A 16,194-nucleotide genomic window follows, 5' to 3' on the forward strand; every position below is an offset into this window, starting at 1 on the left:
ATTTTGTGTCACTGTTACCATCCCTTTTGCCGCCGTAGCATAGAACTCTGTCTGTTTTCAGGAGAGTCACCATGCTCGATCCCTCTTTCTTCAGTTACGTTACCGTCATGTCGATTACGCCAGGCCCGAACAATCTGCTGCTGGCGACCTCAGGCGTCAATTTCGGCATGCGCCGCACGCTGCCGATGGTGTTTGGCATACTGGTAGGTTGTGCGCTGCAAACGGTGATCGCCGGCGTCGCACTGGAGGTCTTACTGCACTGGATGGCGGCGATTCGCCTGCCGCTGACGCTGGCAGGCTGTGCCTATCTGTTGTGGCTGTCATGGAAGATTTTCCGTGCGGCAGCACCTGAAGTGCGCAGCAAGCCGCAGCCCATGACGCTGCTGGGCGGTGCCTGTTTCCAGGCGATCAATCCCAAAGCCTGGCTGATGGCGACCAATGTGGCGCTGTTGTACAGCGCCAGCAGCGGCGTGCTGACGGTGATGATCGGCTTTATGCTGCTGAACCTGCCCTGCATTCTGATCTGGGCTGCGCTGGGCGATCGCCTGCGCAGCCATCTGCAGATTGCCTGGAAGCGTCAGTTATTTAACAGCCTGATGGCGCTGTCGCTGGTGGCGACTACCATCTGGATGCTGACCGACGCCTTGCTGGCCGCTTAATCGGGTGCACCAGGTGCAGTGGCCGACGGCCATTTCCAGTTCTGCACCTCCGGCACATCTTCACCGTGTTCACGCACATAGCGATGATGTTCAGCGATGCGCTCCTGCAGATCGTCCAGCAGCTCAGGATGCGCATCGGCCAGGCCCGGCACGCGCAGAATCGCCTCCTGCGCCAGATGATAGCGGTCAAGCTCGTTCAGCACCGTCATATCAAATGGCGTAGTGGTGGTTCCCTCTTCATTGAAGCCGCGCACATGGAAGTTGCGGTGGTTGGTACGCGAATAGGTCAGGCGATGTATCAGCGTCGGATAACCGTGGAAGGCGAAGATCACCGGTTTATCCTGAGTAAACAGCGCGTCGAATTCCGCATCAGATTTGCCATGCGGATGCTGATCCTGCGGCTGCAGCGCCAGCAGATCGACCACGTTCACCACGCGGATACGTAGTTCGGGCAGCATACCGCGCAGCAGATCCACCGCCGCCATCGTCTCCATGGTCGGCACATCACCGGCACAGGCCATCACCACATCCGGCTCCTCATGCTCTGGGGTGGTGCCCGCCCAGCGCCACTCGCCCATGCCCGCTTCACAATGGGTTACCGCACTCGCCATATCCAGCCACTGCGGCGCAGGCTGCTTGCCCGCCACAATCACATTGATGCGGTCCCAGGTGCGCAGGCAGTGATCGCCAACCCACAGCAGCGTATTGGCATCGGGCGGCAGATAGATGCGCACAATGTCCGCTTTTTTATTGGCAACGTGATCGATAAAGCCAGGATCCTGATGGCTGTAGCCATTGTGATCCTGTCGCCAGACGTGCGAAGAGAGCAGATAGTTCAGCGACGAGATCGGCTTACGCCAGCCCAGTTTACGCGACACTTTCAGCCACTTGGCATGCTGGTTAAACATCGAATCGACGATGTGGATAAAAGCTTCATAACAGTTAAACAGCCCGTGGCGGCCGGTCAGCAGATAGCCCTCAAGCCAGCCCTGACACTGATGCTCACTGAGAATTTCCATCACCCGGCCATCACGCGCCAGCTGCACATCGTAAGGCTCTGTTCGTTCCAGCCAGGTACGGCTGGTCACGTCGAAGACCGGCGTCAGGCGGTTAGAGGCGGTTTCATCCGGGCCAAACAGGCGGAAATTATCGCGGTTGCGCTGGAACAGCACGCTGAGGTAGCGGCCCAGATGCTCAGTGGCCTGCGCCATCTGTGCGCCTGGCTCGCTGACATCGCAGGCAAACTCCGCGAGTTCAGGCGCATCCAGCTCACGGCGCAACAGGCCGCCATTGGCATAAGGCGAAGACCCCATGCGTTTATCACCTTCCGGTGCCAGCGCCTGCAGTTCCGGCTTTAAGCGACCCTCTTCATCAAACAGGTCGTCTGGCTGATAACTCCGCATCCACGTCTCAAGGATCTGGCGATGTCCTTCATCTTCGCGACAGGCCGCGACCGGCACCTGATGCGCCCGCCAGAAATCTTCCACTTTCTTGCCGTCGACCGTTTTGGGGCCGGTCCAGCCTTTGGGGCTGCGCAGGATAATCATTGGCCAGCGCGGCACCCCGGTGGTGGCTTTACCCTGGCGCGCCTCGCGCTGATAAGCGGCGATTTTACTGAAGGCACTATCCAGCGCCTCCGCCATCAGCGGATGCATTTTTTCAGGCTCATGCCCGCAGACGAACAGCGGCTCATAGCCGTAGCCACTGAACAACTGGTGCAAATCTTCATCGCTGCTGCGACCCAGCAGCGTCGGGTTGGCGATTTTGTAGCCATTGAGGTGCAGAATCGGCAGGACCGCGCCGTCACGTTCAGGATTCAGGAATTTGATGCCGTGCCAGCTGGAGGCCAGTGGACCGGTCTCCGCTTCGCCGTCGCCAATCACGCAGGGTACAACCAGTTCGGGATTATCGAAGGCCGCGCCAAACGCATGGGAGAGCGAATAGCCCAGCTCACCGCCTTCATTAATCGAGCCAGGCGTTTCCGGTGCCGCGTGACTGGGAATGCCCCCCGGAAAGGAGAACTGTTTGAACAGACGCTGCATGCCCGCCGCATCCTGCGTGATGTGCGGATAAATCTCGCTGTAGCTGCCCTCAAGCCAGGTATTCGCCACCATGCCGGGGCCGCCATGTCCTGGTCCGCAGATGTAGATCATATCCAGGTTTTGCTTCCGGATAACGCGGTTGAGGTGGGCATAGATAAAATTCAGGCCTGGCGTAGTGCCCCAGTGACCCAGCAGACGCGGTTTAATGTGTTCAGGCCTGAGTGGCTCACGCAACAGCGGGTTATCCATCAGGTAAATTTGTCCGACGGAGAGGTAGTTCGCGGCCCGCCAGTAGCGGTCGAGCAGCGTGAATTCCGGTGAAGCAGGGGAGTAAGACATGCAGTTTCCTCCTGATCGTGCAGCTAAAAGATGCCTTAACCCTAATAGAGAATGCCCGGATCGACCAGGTAACCGACCAATAAAAAAGGCCCCGCAGTGCGGAGCCTTTTTATCAATGGCGCTGAATTATTTGCCGACGACGAACGCGGTTTCACGTCCTTCATCGTTTGCTGCCATCGGGGTAACCGGCGAATAGTCGAGCTGCAGAATCCGGCTGGTTTCGGCTAACACTTTCTCTGTCAGCGCTACGTCACCGTTCAGCTTACGTCCCCAGGATGGGATCACCGCACGGATTTTGTTCTGCCATTCCGGCGAAGCCATCTGCTCAGGACAGACCTTGTGCAGCAGCTCCAGCATGATCGGTGCCGCCGTAGAGGCGCCAGGCGATGCACCCAGCAGTGCTGAAATCGAGCCATCCTGTGAGGCGACCACTTCGGTGCCCAGGCGTAACACGGCGCCCTCTTTTTCATCTTTCTTGATGATCTGCACACGCTGACCGGCAGTCACTAAGCGCCAGTCCTCCTGCTTCGCCTGCGGCACATAGGCGCGCAGGGCGTCCATCCGGTCGCGATCGCTTTGCAGCACCTGATCCATCAGGTATTTCACCAGGTCAAAACTTTTCAGCCCCACTTTCACCATCGGCAGCATATTGCTGCTGTTCAGTGAGGTGAACATATCCATCAGCGAACCCTGCTTCAGGAACTTAGTCGAGAAGGTGGCGAACGGGCCAAACAGCAGCACCTGCTTGCCATCCAGAACGCGGGTGTCGACGTGCGGCACGGACATCGGCGGCGCACCGACGCTGGCTTTGCCATAGACCTTGGCCATGTGCTGCGCGACGACCTGCGGATTTTCCGTTACCAGGAATGAACCGCCCACCGGGAAACCAGCGTAACCGTTGGCTTCCGGGATGCCAGCCTTCTGCAACAGCGGTAACGCTGCGCCGCCAGCACCGATAAATATTCTACCCGCCGTCAGTGTGCGACGCGTGCCGCTGTTCAGACACTGCAGCGTCACCTGCCAGCGACCGTCGGCGAGCTGCTTCAGCTCACGCACTTCCTGACGCAGACGCAGCTGGAAATTCGCTTTCTTCTCTAACGAGGCGATCAGCTGACGGGTGATTTCACCGAAGTTCACGTCGGTACCCATCTCCGTCCAGGTCGCGGCTACTTTCTGGCTGCGGTCACGGCCATTCATCACCAGCGGGATCCAGCGGGCAATCTGCTGCGGATCTTCGGAGTAGGCCATGCCACGGAACAGGGTGCTTTTCTGCAGCGCCTTAAAGCGCTTGCGCAGGAAGTCGACATTGTCGTCACCCCAGACAAAGCTCATGTGCGGCGTGCTGTGAATAAAGCTTTTAGGGTTGCGCAGGTTGCCTTTCTGGACCTGATAAGCCCAGAACTGGCGGGAAATCTGGAACGATTCGTTGATCGTCACCGCTTTAGAGATGTCGATGCTGCCATCCGCCTGCTGAGGCGTATAGTTCAGCTCTGCCAGCGCCGCATGACCGGTGCCCGCGTTATTCCAGCCGTTTGACGACTCTTCGGCCACGCTATCCAGCCGCTCCACCATTTCGATGGACCAGTCCGGCTCTAAATCCTGCAGCCACGCGCCAAGGGTGGCGCTCATCACACCTGCGCCAATCAGCAGCACGTCAACGTCTTTGCGCTCCTGCGCGGTAGTAGTGGTGTCCTTTGCCATGGCACTCATCGCGAGCGCAAGGTTTACAGCTGAATTGCACATGAGGCGACATCTCCTCTTCTGTTGACCTGAAGCCCAACAGTTTTGCAGGCGAAATAGTCACGCTTCTTACGAGCGCGTTGCGCTATTTCTCAAAGGTTAAGTCTCAGGTATAGGGTTAAAGCGGTAATAACGCGTTAACTGCACGTTATGCTTTGTCATCTGAATATAACATTCTCGCATCTGAATTAAACATTTGTTTATTTTTTAAATGCAGAAATGATTCAGCATAAGAATTAATCATCAGGGCCAGCGGCGTATTAGGGTTTTTTTAGTGTGAAGTCAGTGGGTTAACGGAAATGGCATGTTGCTGAAAAGCCCCATGCTGGTGCAACGACGGAATGGATATGAACCGTGCGGAATTATTTAATCCGCTGAAATTTAGCGATTTATTATGCAGTAAGGAATAACGGGAATCGGGGGAAGAGAGCCTGAAAGGCTGCTTGTGTAAAAATAATGTTACATTTTTGTGAGTCTGAAAATGCGTGCACACCGGCGCACGCATCGGATTCACTTATGACTGACTGGCGCTGGCGGGCAACTTTTTCAGACTTATCGCCATGCGGTTGTAGGTGTTCATCAGACCAATCGCGATGTTCAGATCGACAATCTCTTTTTCACTGAAGTGCGCTTTCAGTGCGGTATAGCGGTTGTCTGGCGCACCCTGCTGAGCAATCAGGGTCAGGCATTCAGCCCAGTGCAGGGCAGCCTTCTCTTTATCACTGAACAGCGTACCGGATTCCTGCCAGACCGAGGTCAGCACGATCTTATCCCAGCCCATGCCCGACTTATTCAGTGCTTTGGTATGTAAATCAATGCAGTAGGCACAGCCATTAATCTGCGATATGCGCAGGAACAGCAGTTCCAGTAAAGTGAGCGGCAGATCGGTTTGTGCCAGATAACTGTATACGCCGCCCAGCGCTTTCATGCCTGCCGGTGCTGCACTGTGAAAATCGATACGTTCGCTCATCTTATTGCCTCATTCAGGGTTGATAAGGCGATTTTCAGCCTTTCAATGGAGCAGATAAAGTGCCAAAAAATGAGAGTCTGACTGGTCCATCGCCGCTTTCCACGCTGACACTGCAGCGCGGTGCGTCACGTGGCCTCAGTGAACAACTGCGTCAGCTGATTGAACAGGCGATTGGTGAAGGACGTTTACAACCTGGCGCGCGTCTGCCTTCCTGTCGCGATCTGGCGGCTCAGCTCGGCGTGGCGCGTGGCACCGTTCGCGCCAGTTACGACATGCTGGTTGATGGTCAGTTTCTGCAGGCCAGAGGCGCGGCGGGTACCTTCGTCAGCCCATTACCGCCGTTAAAACCGGTCAGCGCCGATGCTGAACGCCAGCTGCTGGAAGGTGCAGAGGAGTATGAAGCGCCACCGCTGACCTTCCAGATGGGCATTCCTGCCAGCGATGCATTCCCGGCCAAAGTCTGGCTGCGCATTCTGCAGCGTCAGACGCGCATGCAGGTCAGCAGACCGGCCAGCTATCCCGATCCCCGCGGCAGCTTAGCGTTGCGGCAGGCGCTGGTGGCCTACCTGGCGGTGGCACGCGGCCTGCGCTGTCAGGCGGACCAGATTATTATTACCAGCGGCTATGCTGGCGCAATGGGGCTGATTGGGCTGGCAATGAATTTTCAGGGTAAAACAGCATGGCTGGAAGATCCCGGATTCTGGGTGGCGCGTCGTGCGGTTGAAGCGCTGCGCGTCACGCCGGTTGCCGTGCCGGTTGATGCCGAAGGGTTGCAGGTTGAGGCCGGGATTGCCCGCGCGCCGGATGCCGCTTTTGCGCTGGTCACGCCGGGACAGCAGGCGCCGCTTGGTATGACGATGAGCCTGGCACGCCGGCATGCCCTGCTTAACTGGGCCAGCCGCGCGCAGCGCTGGATTATCGAAGATGACTATCTCGGAGAGCTTCAGCCCGGCAATCGCGCCGCGCCGGCACTGGCCGCGCTCGACAGCCAGGGGCGGGTGTTGCACATCGGCACGTTCAGCAAGACGCTGACGCCGCAACTGCGGCTCGGTTTTATGGTGGTGCCACCCGCGCTGACGGCCCGGTTCGGTGAGGTCTGCGCGTTGCTTTCGCCTGCCTCCTCCGGATTGCTGCACAACGCGGTAGCGGAATTTCTGCGGGATGGCCACTTTATGCGGCATCTGCGGCGCATGAAGCGCGTCTATCATGAGCGGCTGGAGCAGATGATCGCGGCGCTGCATCCTCACTTTCCTGACCTGCAACGCGCCGGGCTGGCGGTGATTGTCCGTTTACCCGCCGGTTCACCGGATCAGGTGATTGCGCAGCAGGCGGTGGAGTGGGGCATGGCACCGTCGCCGCTGTCGATCTGGTATCAGCAGGCGGATCAGCGCGGTGCGGGCCTGTTACTGGGGACGGCACATCTGCCACGTGAAGGTTATGCGCGCAGTGTCGAACGGCTAAAAGCGCTGGTCGATGCGCAGGCGGTCAGCCCCTGAACCAGCGACGCCAGACAAAACGGATAACAAAAAACTCCAGTGCGCCCAGCAGCAAAAACCAGACGCAAAACACCACCGTGTAGAGCTGATTCAGGTCCTGCAAATGGAACATCTGCAACAGATGCTGCGCCACCGTCACGCTAAAGGCGGGCGCGGGCAGCAGCAGCGCCGAGAGAAAGCCCAGCAGTAAAATGCCACCAGGCACGATCAACGTTTCAAAAGGGTTATTCATAACCGGTATCCCATATTTATCAGCCCGGCATTTTCCGGTAAACGGCGACACGGTTCAATGGTGGCGCGCTGCTTCGTGCGCATCCGGCATGCTACATGGCCAGAGGAATGGTCAGAAAATGCTTTGCTACCATCGACTTAGCGCGATTCATAGCGGATGATAAGAGTTATAGCCTTTGCTATACTTAAATCCCTGATTTTACTGTCTTTTTATCTTTGGGTTTGCATGGTAGACTGCGCCCACTTTTTCATAACTGAACACTTTGTGTGGTGAATTCAGCGTGAATTGCCGCTTTTTCGCCCCAGGTGAATAAATCATGACCTTTATTGCCACTTTAATTCTTGCGCTGGGCATGTCGATGGACGCGTTTGCTGCTGCTCTGGGCAAAGGTGCCACGTTGCATCGTCCCGGTTTTAAAGAAGCGCTGCGTACCGGTCTGATTTTCGGCTCAATTGAAGCGCTGACGCCGCTGATTGGCTGGGCGCTTGGCCTGGCCGCCAGCCGTTACATCATGGCGTGGGATCACTGGGTTGCCTTCATCCTGCTGGCGTTTCTGGGTGGCCGTATGATGATGGAAGGCTTCCGTCAGACTGCTGTCGCAGAGCCCTGTGAAGCCCCGCAAAGCCATGGCTTTATGGTACTGGCGACCACCGCGGTAGCGACCAGCCTGGATGCGCTGGCTGTTGGTGTGGGTCTGGCTTTCCTGCAGGTGAACATCATTACTACCGCGCTGACCATTGGTGCAGCCACTACGGTGATGGCGACGACTGGCGTATTAGTCGGGCGCTTTATCGGTCCGATCCTGGGCAAATGGGCGGAAGTGCTGGGTGGAGTAGTGCTGATTGCCGTCGGCTCTACCATTCTGTTGCAGCATCTCGGCTACACCGCGTAGGGCTTTTGCACATAAAACCGTCATTTTTGTGATCTGGTTCAAATTTATTTGCTGTTAAAACGCACAGGAGCTATACTTTTTCGGTATATGTTCAACTAAATTTGAATCAGGTGTTCCATGAAACGTATTTTTAAACACGTGTTCCGCGCTTACGTTGAGACGTTCAAACACGTACCGCCGGGTGCCATGTACTAAGCACCCCGCAAGAAACCCTCGATAATCGCGGTCAGGGATCGACCTGTGATTATCACCTTTTCTGCTTTTTCTGCCTTTGCTTCTGCTGATTTAAACCCGCGTTTTTGCACTTCGGGTGCATCCTGTTTGTTGCTACTCCTCTCCTTCTGATTTCCCGTTATGCGCCACTTTGTGCCAGAAACGGACGTTGCTGTAGCGATCTAATCTGCCCGGGAGATTTCCGGATGCCAGACAAAATGGCGGCATACCTTAAACAGGAAACAAGCACTTTTAATGGGGCACGGGATTGCCTGTGCCGAAGCTTAGATTCACGGTTAACCCTGATGATTCTTCCTGAATATTTCATTAAACCATTCGATAAAAACCCGGACCTTAGGCGGAAGATAGCGTCGGTCAGGGTAGAGTATAGAAACCGGTTTCGTCACAGTCGCATAACCCGATAATACTTCCTTCAGCTGGCCTGTTTCGAGGCAGGGCTTTAATGCCGTATATAATGCGTGAAGCATGCCAATGCCCGCCACGCCACAGGAAAGAAGGACGTCAGAATTGTTAACTCGTACGCTGCTTCCCGGATGCCGTGAAACAATTTCGCCGTTCATAACGAATTTCCATTCCTGAATGTCCCGACTGTGTTCATTAAAAAAATAAATGGCTTTATGGTCTTTAAGGTCATCAGGCGTTAAAGGAGTGCCATATTTATCCAGATAAGAGGGTGCTGCACAGGTGACCATCTGCAGGCTGCCCATTCTGCGCGAAATAAAATTCGAATCAGCAAGCTCACCGAGACGAATAACACAGTCCACACCTTCTGTAATTAAATGGGTCAGGCGATCTGAAGCGGTCAAGACTATTTCAATTTCAGGATATAAAGCCTGAAACTCGCTTAATTGTGGGATCAGGATACTGTGTGCCAGCGCCAGTGGAACATCAATGCGCAGCTGCCCACGAGGTTGCTGATTTGAAGAATAAGAAGCCATGATATCGCTGGCATCACTCAGTAGCGTTTTAGCCCGCTGATAAATTTCTTCCCCTTCAACGGTCACACTCAGACTGCGCGTGGTGCGGTGCAATAGCTTAACGCCAAGCTTGTCTTCCAGCTGTTGTACGGACTTACTGACCGCAGGGCGATGCAGCTGCAAGGCGTCAGCGGCCCGGGTGAAACTACGGAATTCAACGACGTGAACAAAAATATCCATCAATTCCAGCATGTTCGAGCGCATCATTTAACTCCGCAAAAAATATTCCTGCCGAAATAGTGTATTGCGGATTATATCTCATTCCGATTGTTTCTCCTGCAGTAACACTGAAGTCCTTTTACGTGGCTTTTTACACCTGCCTGCTTTTTTTATCATCACCCTATTCGATGCATACACATGGGAAATGACAAAATGAAAGCATGGTTACTGAAAGATTTTGGCCTTGAAAACTTAAAGCTTGAAGAGGTGGAAACGCCTGTACCCGGTCCGGGTGAACTTCTGGTTAAAGTTGGCGCGGTGTCTCTGAACTTCAGGGATAAGGCGATAGTAGAAGGCTTCTATGAGCCTCATCTGGTTCCAAAGCCACTGATTCCTGTCTCGGATGCCACGGGCACCGTTGTTGCCACGGGACAGGGTGTATCCCGTTTTAGCACGGGTGATCGCGTTAACTCGCATCTCTATTCACGCTGGTTAGAGGGTGAACCTGCCGCTGATGAGCCAGCATGGTGTATTGGAATGCCGTTACCCGGCGGGCTGGCTGAGTACATGATCATTCATGAGGACAGCGCAGTTAAAGCGCCTGACAGCATGACCGATGAAGAAGCCTCTACACTTCCCATCGCTGCACTTACGGCATGGTACTCGCTAATGGATATCGGCAATCTGCAGCCCGGTCAGACCGTGCTCGTACAGGGAACCGGTGGCGTATCGGTCTTCGCTGCTCAGATAGCGCATGCCTATGGTGCACGTGTCATTGCCACCTCCAGTAACGATGCAAACCTTGAGCGCATTAAATCACTGGGAGCAGATGAAGGGATTAACTATAAAAAATACCCTGAGTGGGAAAGAAAAGTGCTTGAAATGACTGATGGTAAAGGCGCTGACGTAACGATAGATGTCGCTGGGGGCAATGGCATCAATCAGTCAATTGCTGCGACAAAAGTTGCCGGTACGATTGCTCAGGTAGGATTTCTGACCGGCCAGACAGCACAACTTGATTTGATGCCGTTAATTTTCCGTCAGACAAAAATCCGGGGCATTGCGGTTGCACCACGCTCCTCGTTTGATCGGATGAATCCGTTCCTCAATAAACATAATATTAAACCCGTCATTGAACAGGTTTACAGTTTTAATGAGGCGGTTGAAGCCTTCCGGCATCTCTCCCGTGGTGCATTTGGCAAAATCGTCATCAGAATTAGCGACTGATAACGACTTTTTATTCCTCAATTCTGGCAGTTTTTACTGACTGCCAGATACTTTTGGTATCCCATTCTCACCGCGTTAAACCCCTTCTCAAAGCGTACTTATATCCTTTCTGCACATCATCAAAAGGGCCGCTTTTCGTATCACCACGACCGGCAGCGGTGAGTTACTTTTGCGGGTGGATAAGCAGAAAAATGCGTCAATTTTCGCCCGGCAAAAATGCTCCTGTCTTAAATCGCATCGGCCAAAAATTCAATAAATGTCCGTACTTTCGAATTGAGTGCCGAACGTTCGGTGACACAGGCATAGATATTCATCGGCAGGGACTCAATGGTGCTCTCGCCACTGTGACCTGACCAGGATAAAGGCCTTAACAGACCGCTGTCTATCAGTGGCTGAGCTACAAAGCTTGCCAGACGGGCAATGCCGCCGCCGTTTACGGCTATTCTGGCGATGATATCAATATCATCGCTGATAAAACTGGGGTTGAGTTTTGCATTAACAGGCTGTCCGTTGACCATAAACGTCCATGGCAGAAACCGTCTGTCGGTGGGATAGCGGAAAACCAGGCAGGCGTGCTGGCTAAGTTCTCCAGGCGTCTGAGGCGTACCAGCGCGATCAAGATAAGCGGGAGCCGCACAGAATATAAAGGGTAACGATGCAATTTTTCTGGCGATTAGTTGATCATTCAGCTGTGCTTCGATGCGGATACTGACATCGACGCCTTCCAGGCGATGATCGACGTTGCGATCGGTACTGATCAGTTCAATATCTATATCGGGGAAAGACGCTTTGAAAGCGGGCATAAGGGGAGCCAGAACGTACCGACCAAACGCGGCTGTCGTAGCGATACAAAGTGGCCCCTGTGGTTTGGTTTCATTCGCAGCAGCCTGAGAGGCGAGTTCGATATCATGTGGGATGTGACGGACTTTCTCGAAATAGCGTTTACCGTTTTCCGTTAAGGTCATGCTGCGGGTGGTGCGCGATAGCAGTCGCACGCCCAGATGCGCTTCAAGACGGGAAAGACTCTGGCTGACTGCTGCCGGACTCATACCTTTAGCGCGTGCCGCCGCTGCAATACTGCCGTTTTCCACCACGCGGATAAAAGTGCTAATCAGCCCTAAAATGTCCATCGTATCCTCAACCGTTAATTCGTCACTTTTACTTAATAATGATTAAAGCATAACCGCTCTACAACCCCCCGCATAAGCTTGTTAAGTTAGCCACAGTCTTATCTACTTTTGTTAAACAGGATATTCAGATGACTGATGCTGCAACAAAAAAAACCTTACGAACCCGCTTGCCGGTGCGCACGACACCTTACATATTTGCGCTTTATATGGCGATCATCATGGCGTTCCTGATGAGTCTGGTCATCACGTTAGCCGAATTCGGAATGGGGCCTCATTACATGACAAATGTGATGAATGCTTACCGTGTCGCCATGCCAGCGGCTTTCTTTTGCATACTGGTTGTCCGTCCTGTTGTTATCCGGCTCGTAGGATTGACCGTTCACGGTCACTGAGACAGTCAGCATGCCCAAAATGGGCGGACAGGTAGGGTTTAGCCCGCTTCTCGCTCATCGCGGCAGGCTGCTTCTGCACCAGAATGGAGGCGGGTGGCAAATCTCCAGCATTTCAGATGCAGGGTGAGGGCGGGCAGGTCGTCCGGATACTGACCGGTATCAGGATGAAAGATACCGAAGAGCCGGGCGTACGATATGCAGCAGGTAAAGCTCACAGATGAAGATGGCGATGACAGCGCTTCACTGGCCGTGCGGAAATTTTTACGCAATGTGACCTTACTGGCTCTGTTTATTGTTAAGCATCAACGTTAAATCGGCACCGTCATTATGACAGGATTAGCCTGCTCCTCTTCGCACACCGCGGAGCCTGAAGCACTTCCTGAGCAGTCAAAATAAAACAGCCATTCAGCCATCTGAGCGTTTAAATGGTTAAAATAAATAAACATATACATTGCTAAATTATTATCGCTATGTCTTAATGCGTCATCGGTTTGGAACACAGACCTTATGAAAGCAGTTTTAGTAAAGTAGTCCTCAGTTCAAGTGTTATCCACAGATATCCTTCTTCGAGAGCCTCCTCCTAAGTGCCCAATAAGTAAATCTCTAACTACAGGCCATCTTCGCCGCTCTTAGTGGCTAATCGATTAAGGAAATATCTATGTCTAACAAAATGACTGGTTTAGTAAAATGGTTTAACTCAGATAAAGGTTTTGGCTTTATCACTCCCGATGATGGCAGCAAAGATGTATTCGTGCATTTCTCTGCTATCCAGGGTGATAACTACAAAACGCTTGATGAAGGTCAGAAAGTCTCCTTCACCATTGAAAATGGCGCCAAAGGCCCTGCAGCTGGCAACGTCACAGCGCAGTAAGCCGCGCTCATTATCAGCGACGCTTACAATAGCGATGAAGACATAAGTCTGAGCAGATAAGATCTGCTGATAATAAAAGAAACCCGCCCAGTGCGGGTTTTTTATTGCCTGAAATTCGCATCATCTCTGGTCCGTTGACCTGCTCCGCGTTTATCAGGCTACCCCGATGTTAATCCTCTCTTCATAAGCCCTGCCCGTGATGAAATGTGACGTTAAGCCATCGGGCAAAAGCCATAACGCGCCTTTTGAAATCAGCGATGCTCCCCTGAGGCGTATTACTGATTGCCAGCAAGTCATCCCTTTCTTTTGCTAACGCTGGATATCGGGCATTGAATGTAAAGCGATACTCCTCGGGTGTTTCAGTCATTGCCTTCCCGCTTACACCAGACAGATCTCCCGCCAGAGTTCATCACCCGCAATGCCAGCGTCTTCTTAGGCGAAACCCCATACTTTTTCACACCATCGCGCGGATAACCCGCCTGCTGCCTGATCCCGACCTACACTGAATTATTCTCCCCAAACCAGGAGCAGCGGATGATCCAGAAGCATCGACGAAAACAGGCAGCGATTGTGGCAGGTGTTGGATTGGGTGTGGCGGCCACGTTATGGGGTATGAAACGCTGGCGGCAACTTAAGGAGACGCCGCCGGTGTCGCCGAACAGTCATCACGCCGGTCTGGCCGGTTATTATCAGCAGATTGGTGACTGGCGCATGTTTACCCGCGTTACGCCCAATGAGGATCAGGGACTGCCGGTCGTGTTAATCCACGGTCTGGTGATGTCGGGCCGGGCGATGGAGCCACTGGCGCTGGCGCTGGGGCGCGACTATCACGTGCTGGTGCCGGATCTGCCCGGTTTTGGCGCCAGCACACTGCCCCCTTCTTCGCCGATCATGTCGGTGGATCAGCTGGCGGATGCGCTGTGGCTGTGGTTACAGCATAACTGTTTCCAGCGCGCTATCTGGGTCGGCAATTCGTTTGGCTGCCAGATTCTGGCCGCGCTGGCGGTGAAACATCCACAGGCTGTGGCGGGACTGGTGCTGCAGGGGCCGACGGTCGATCGTCATGCCCGCAGTCTGCCGCGTCAGCTCTGGCGCGACTGGCGTAATGGCCGGCTGGAATCCCGTCGTCCACCGGGGCCACTGGCCCGAATCGATTACGCCAAAGCGGGCCTGCGGCGCGCCTTCGGTACCCTGCGCGCCATGATGCGCGACCGCATTGAGCATCGCCTTACTTACATTAACGCACCCACGTTGCTGCTGCGGGGCTCGCGCGATCCCGTCTGTCCGGCCCGCTGGCTGGATGAACTCGCCGCCCTGATGCCGCGCAGCGAAAGACTGACATTACGCGACGGGACGCACACATTGCACTACGTCTACCCGTGGAGTTTCTGTCACGCCATCCGCCCGTTCCTGGCACGTATCCAGCAGGAGGATCAACATGAGTAAACCACCAAGAGGGATTGCCCGCTTTGACTCTGCTGCCGCCATGCTGCTTGCGCTGGCCAATGCGCTGCACGACCGCCCCTTTGCCAGCCCCAGCCAGTCACCGACGCTGGATCGCCTGTTGCCCTCACTGAACCGGCTACCGACCGGGCTGCGTGAGTGGGGCTATGCGCTGGGCGGCATGGCAGAAGGCATCAGCCTGCGCCAGGCGGGTGAACTGGATGTGGAAGGCATCGCCGAATGGATGGTGAGTGAATACCCGCAACAGGATTATCCGGCGGCCTTTATCGGTTCATCGAACGGTGCACTGGTGCATCTGGCGGCGGCGATGGGTGTGCCCTGGTTGCCCCAGACTTTTCTTTGCCCGGTGCGGGCCGCAAATAACGATCCCGATGACGCACAGACCAGCTTTGAGCAGGGCAAAGAGATTGCTGCCGCGCTGCTGGCTGCCTGGCCACGGCTGGCGGTGCACCATATGCAGGACCCGAATCAGGATCGGTTGATGCTCGATCAGATGCGCTACTTCCGGCTAAAACTGCGCGAACTGCCGCTGGCCTTCAACGAATTCCTGATGGGAAGTCTGCCCGCCGGATCAACGCTGTTTATCAATCATTGTACCCGACAGTGGCCGGTAACCCGCACCAGCGATCGCTCGTTTTTCCAGTTTGGTGCGCTCGGCGGCGCAACCGAAAAAGAGTACTTACAGGGCGGCCCGCGGGTGGCGGAATATCTGGCACGCTATGGCATCGATCGCGAGCGCTGGACGCCGCCGGCCATTACTGACCACGTGCCGGAAGCGGAGTGGGGACTGGATGGTTATCTGATTTCGCCGCTGAAAAAACTGGCGGAAGCTCAGAACTGGAAGCTGATGGAGATTCGTTATGAAGATCCAGAGGCGATGAGCTATGTGGTGGCAGAGATCTACCGCGACTGGTATCTGGCGGCGGGAATTTTACCGACCCGGCTGACGGTGGACAGCTTCCTGCTGATGGACCCGTGGTGCAGCATGCATCAGCACGCCATCCCGTTCTGGCTGGTCTTTTGCACCGAGCCTTCGGCCGCGGCCCTGCAACGCTTCCTGGAAAAACAGCCGCCGTTCCGCAACATCGACATGATGCTCTTTTCTCACGGCACCGACAGCATCGGGCTGGCGGAGATTGACCGCTGGCGGGCGCTGCTCTCCCATGCACGTGATGAAGGCGTATTGATTGGCGTGGATGAGGAACGTTTCCCGCGTGATTTCGCGACGTTTGCCCGCTTCGACTCGGCGCTGCGTGAACGGGCACCGCTGTTGCCACCACCACCCGCGCTGAGCGCGGAGAAGGTGATGACGGGTATTCAGCGTTATGGTGCAAAACATGGGGTCACCCTGACGGCGCTGACGTAGCAGT

At 54.8% G+C, this 16,194-nt stretch carries 15 protein-coding genes; 9 read left to right on the forward strand and 6 right to left on the reverse strand.

Features of this window, described 5'->3' with window-relative positions; genetic code table 11:
• Nucleotides 1–71 precede the first annotated feature (71 nt).
• Nucleotides 72–659, forward strand: coding sequence for a LysE family translocator (locus OK412_RS18600; RefSeq protein WP_031593770.1), 588 nt, complete (start codon nucleotides 72–74; stop codon nucleotides 657–659).
• On the opposite strand, the gene OK412_RS18605 is transcribed toward OK412_RS18600, so the two are convergent.
• The 3 genes from OK412_RS18605 to OK412_RS18615 form a co-directional block, all read right to left on the reverse strand.
• Entirely contained in the window at nucleotides 656–3,040 is a 2,385-nt protein-coding gene (locus OK412_RS18605) for a phosphoketolase (RefSeq protein ID WP_264353429.1), read from the reverse strand. The genes OK412_RS18600 and OK412_RS18605 overlap by 4 nt on opposite strands.
• A gap of 126 nt (nucleotides 3,041–3,166) precedes the next feature.
• Nucleotides 3,167–4,783 carry a malate dehydrogenase (quinone) gene (gene mqo, locus OK412_RS18610; RefSeq protein ID WP_062759585.1) on the reverse strand — a complete coding sequence of 539 codons (1,617 nt, stop codon included), beginning with the start codon at nucleotides 4,781–4,783 and terminating at the stop codon, nucleotides 3,167–3,169.
• 511 nt (nucleotides 4,784–5,294) lie between these two features.
• Nucleotides 5,295–5,750, reverse strand: coding sequence for a carboxymuconolactone decarboxylase family protein (locus OK412_RS18615; RefSeq protein ID WP_060681283.1), 456 nt, complete (start codon nucleotides 5,748–5,750; stop codon nucleotides 5,295–5,297).
• 59 nt (nucleotides 5,751–5,809) lie between these two features.
• On the opposite strand from OK412_RS18615, the gene OK412_RS18620 reads away from it, so the two are divergent.
• Entirely contained in the window at nucleotides 5,810–7,246 is a 1,437-nt protein-coding gene (locus OK412_RS18620) for a PLP-dependent aminotransferase family protein (protein WP_264353430.1), read from the forward strand.
• Here the strand turns inward: OK412_RS18620 and OK412_RS18625 are convergent.
• Nucleotides 7,236–7,478, reverse strand: coding sequence for a DUF1158 domain-containing protein (locus OK412_RS18625; protein WP_010253517.1), 243 nt, complete (start codon nucleotides 7,476–7,478; stop codon nucleotides 7,236–7,238). The genes OK412_RS18620 and OK412_RS18625 overlap by 11 nt on opposite strands.
• Before the next feature lie 316 nt (nucleotides 7,479–7,794).
• Here OK412_RS18625 and mntP point away from each other — a divergent pair, with 316 nt between their 5' ends.
• Together mntP and azuC are read left to right on the forward strand one after the other, a co-directional pair.
• Nucleotides 7,795–8,370 (forward strand): manganese efflux pump MntP, encoded by a 576-nt coding sequence (gene mntP / locus OK412_RS18630; protein WP_010253515.1) that lies wholly within the window; start codon nucleotides 7,795–7,797, stop codon nucleotides 8,368–8,370.
• A gap of 117 nt (nucleotides 8,371–8,487) precedes the next feature.
• Nucleotides 8,488–8,565 carry a stress response protein AzuC gene (gene azuC / locus OK412_RS23560; protein WP_111534772.1) on the forward strand — a complete coding sequence of 26 codons (78 nt, stop codon included), beginning with the start codon at nucleotides 8,488–8,490 and terminating at the stop codon, nucleotides 8,563–8,565.
• Nucleotides 8,566–8,879: 314 nt separating this feature from the next.
• Here the strand turns inward: azuC and OK412_RS18635 are convergent, their stop codons facing one another.
• Nucleotides 8,880–9,785: a LysR family transcriptional regulator gene (locus OK412_RS18635; protein ID WP_264353465.1), complete on the reverse strand. Its 906-nt coding sequence runs from the start codon at nucleotides 9,783–9,785 to the stop codon at nucleotides 8,880–8,882.
• A 168-nt stretch (nucleotides 9,786–9,953) separates the two neighbouring features.
• On the opposite strand from OK412_RS18635, the gene OK412_RS18640 reads away from it, so the two are divergent.
• Complete coding sequence (locus tag OK412_RS18640) at nucleotides 9,954–10,967, forward strand: zinc-dependent alcohol dehydrogenase family protein (RefSeq protein ID WP_022623962.1); 1,014 nt, start codon at nucleotides 9,954–9,956, stop codon at nucleotides 10,965–10,967.
• Nucleotides 10,968–11,194: 227 nt separating this feature from the next.
• Here OK412_RS18640 and OK412_RS18645 read toward each other — a convergent pair whose 3' ends face one another.
• Entirely contained in the window at nucleotides 11,195–12,097 is a 903-nt protein-coding gene (locus OK412_RS18645; RefSeq protein WP_033766567.1) for a LysR family transcriptional regulator, read from the reverse strand.
• A gap of 128 nt (nucleotides 12,098–12,225) precedes the next feature.
• On the opposite strand from OK412_RS18645, the gene OK412_RS18650 reads away from it, so the two are divergent.
• From OK412_RS18650 to OK412_RS18665, 4 genes are all read left to right on the forward strand, one after another.
• Nucleotides 12,226–12,489 carry a DUF2798 domain-containing protein gene (locus OK412_RS18650; RefSeq protein WP_010253502.1) on the forward strand — a complete coding sequence of 88 codons (264 nt, stop codon included), beginning with the start codon at nucleotides 12,226–12,228 and terminating at the stop codon, nucleotides 12,487–12,489.
• A gap of 658 nt (nucleotides 12,490–13,147) precedes the next feature.
• On the forward strand, nucleotides 13,148–13,360 hold the full coding sequence (gene cspA, locus OK412_RS18655) for an RNA chaperone/antiterminator CspA (protein ID WP_010671477.1): 213 nt from the start codon (nucleotides 13,148–13,150) through the stop codon (nucleotides 13,358–13,360).
• Between the two features lie 534 nt (nucleotides 13,361–13,894).
• Entirely contained in the window at nucleotides 13,895–14,806 is a 912-nt protein-coding gene (locus OK412_RS18660; protein WP_264353431.1) for an alpha/beta fold hydrolase, read from the forward strand.
• On the forward strand, nucleotides 14,799–16,190 hold the full coding sequence (locus OK412_RS18665; RefSeq protein ID WP_031593039.1) for a hypothetical protein: 1,392 nt from the start codon (nucleotides 14,799–14,801) through the stop codon (nucleotides 16,188–16,190). The genes OK412_RS18660 and OK412_RS18665 overlap by 8 nt, the downstream gene beginning before the upstream one ends.
• Nucleotides 16,191–16,194 lie beyond the last annotated feature (4 nt).

This window comes from Pantoea sp. JV6, from assembly GCF_025910055.1.
GTDB lineage: Bacteria > Pseudomonadota > Gammaproteobacteria > Enterobacterales > Enterobacteriaceae > Pantoea > Pantoea agglomerans.

Excerpts from the sequence above, each read along its gene's own strand:
- OK412_RS18600 (WP_031593770.1), top strand. The coding sequence starts at position 72 with ATGCTCGATCCCTCTTTCTTCAGTTACGTTACCGTCATGTCGATTACG.
- OK412_RS18605 (WP_264353429.1), bottom strand. The coding sequence starts at position 3,040 with ATGTCTTACTCCCCTGCTTCACCGGAATTCACGCTGCTCGACCGCTAC.
- mqo (WP_062759585.1), bottom strand. The coding sequence starts at position 4,783 with ATGTGCAATTCAGCTGTAAACCTTGCGCTCGCGATGAGTGCCATGGCA.
- OK412_RS18615 (WP_060681283.1), bottom strand. The coding sequence starts at position 5,750 with ATGAGCGAACGTATCGATTTTCACAGTGCAGCACCGGCAGGCATGAAA.
- OK412_RS18625 (WP_010253517.1), bottom strand. The coding sequence starts at position 7,478 with ATGAATAACCCTTTTGAAACGTTGATCGTGCCTGGTGGCATTTTACTG.
- mntP (WP_010253515.1), top strand. The coding sequence starts at position 7,795 with ATGACCTTTATTGCCACTTTAATTCTTGCGCTGGGCATGTCGATGGAC.
- azuC (WP_111534772.1), top strand. The coding sequence starts at position 8,488 with ATGAAACGTATTTTTAAACACGTGTTCCGCGCTTACGTTGAGACGTTC.
- OK412_RS18635 (WP_264353465.1), bottom strand. The coding sequence starts at position 9,785 with ATGCGCTCGAACATGCTGGAATTGATGGATATTTTTGTTCACGTCGTT.
- OK412_RS18640 (WP_022623962.1), top strand. The coding sequence starts at position 9,954 with ATGAAAGCATGGTTACTGAAAGATTTTGGCCTTGAAAACTTAAAGCTT.
- OK412_RS18645 (WP_033766567.1), bottom strand. The coding sequence starts at position 12,097 with ATGGACATTTTAGGGCTGATTAGCACTTTTATCCGCGTGGTGGAAAAC.
- OK412_RS18650 (WP_010253502.1), top strand. The coding sequence starts at position 12,226 with ATGACTGATGCTGCAACAAAAAAAACCTTACGAACCCGCTTGCCGGTG.
- cspA (WP_010671477.1), top strand. The coding sequence starts at position 13,148 with ATGTCTAACAAAATGACTGGTTTAGTAAAATGGTTTAACTCAGATAAA.
- OK412_RS18660 (WP_264353431.1), top strand. The coding sequence starts at position 13,895 with ATGATCCAGAAGCATCGACGAAAACAGGCAGCGATTGTGGCAGGTGTT.
- OK412_RS18665 (WP_031593039.1), top strand. The coding sequence starts at position 14,799 with ATGAGTAAACCACCAAGAGGGATTGCCCGCTTTGACTCTGCTGCCGCC.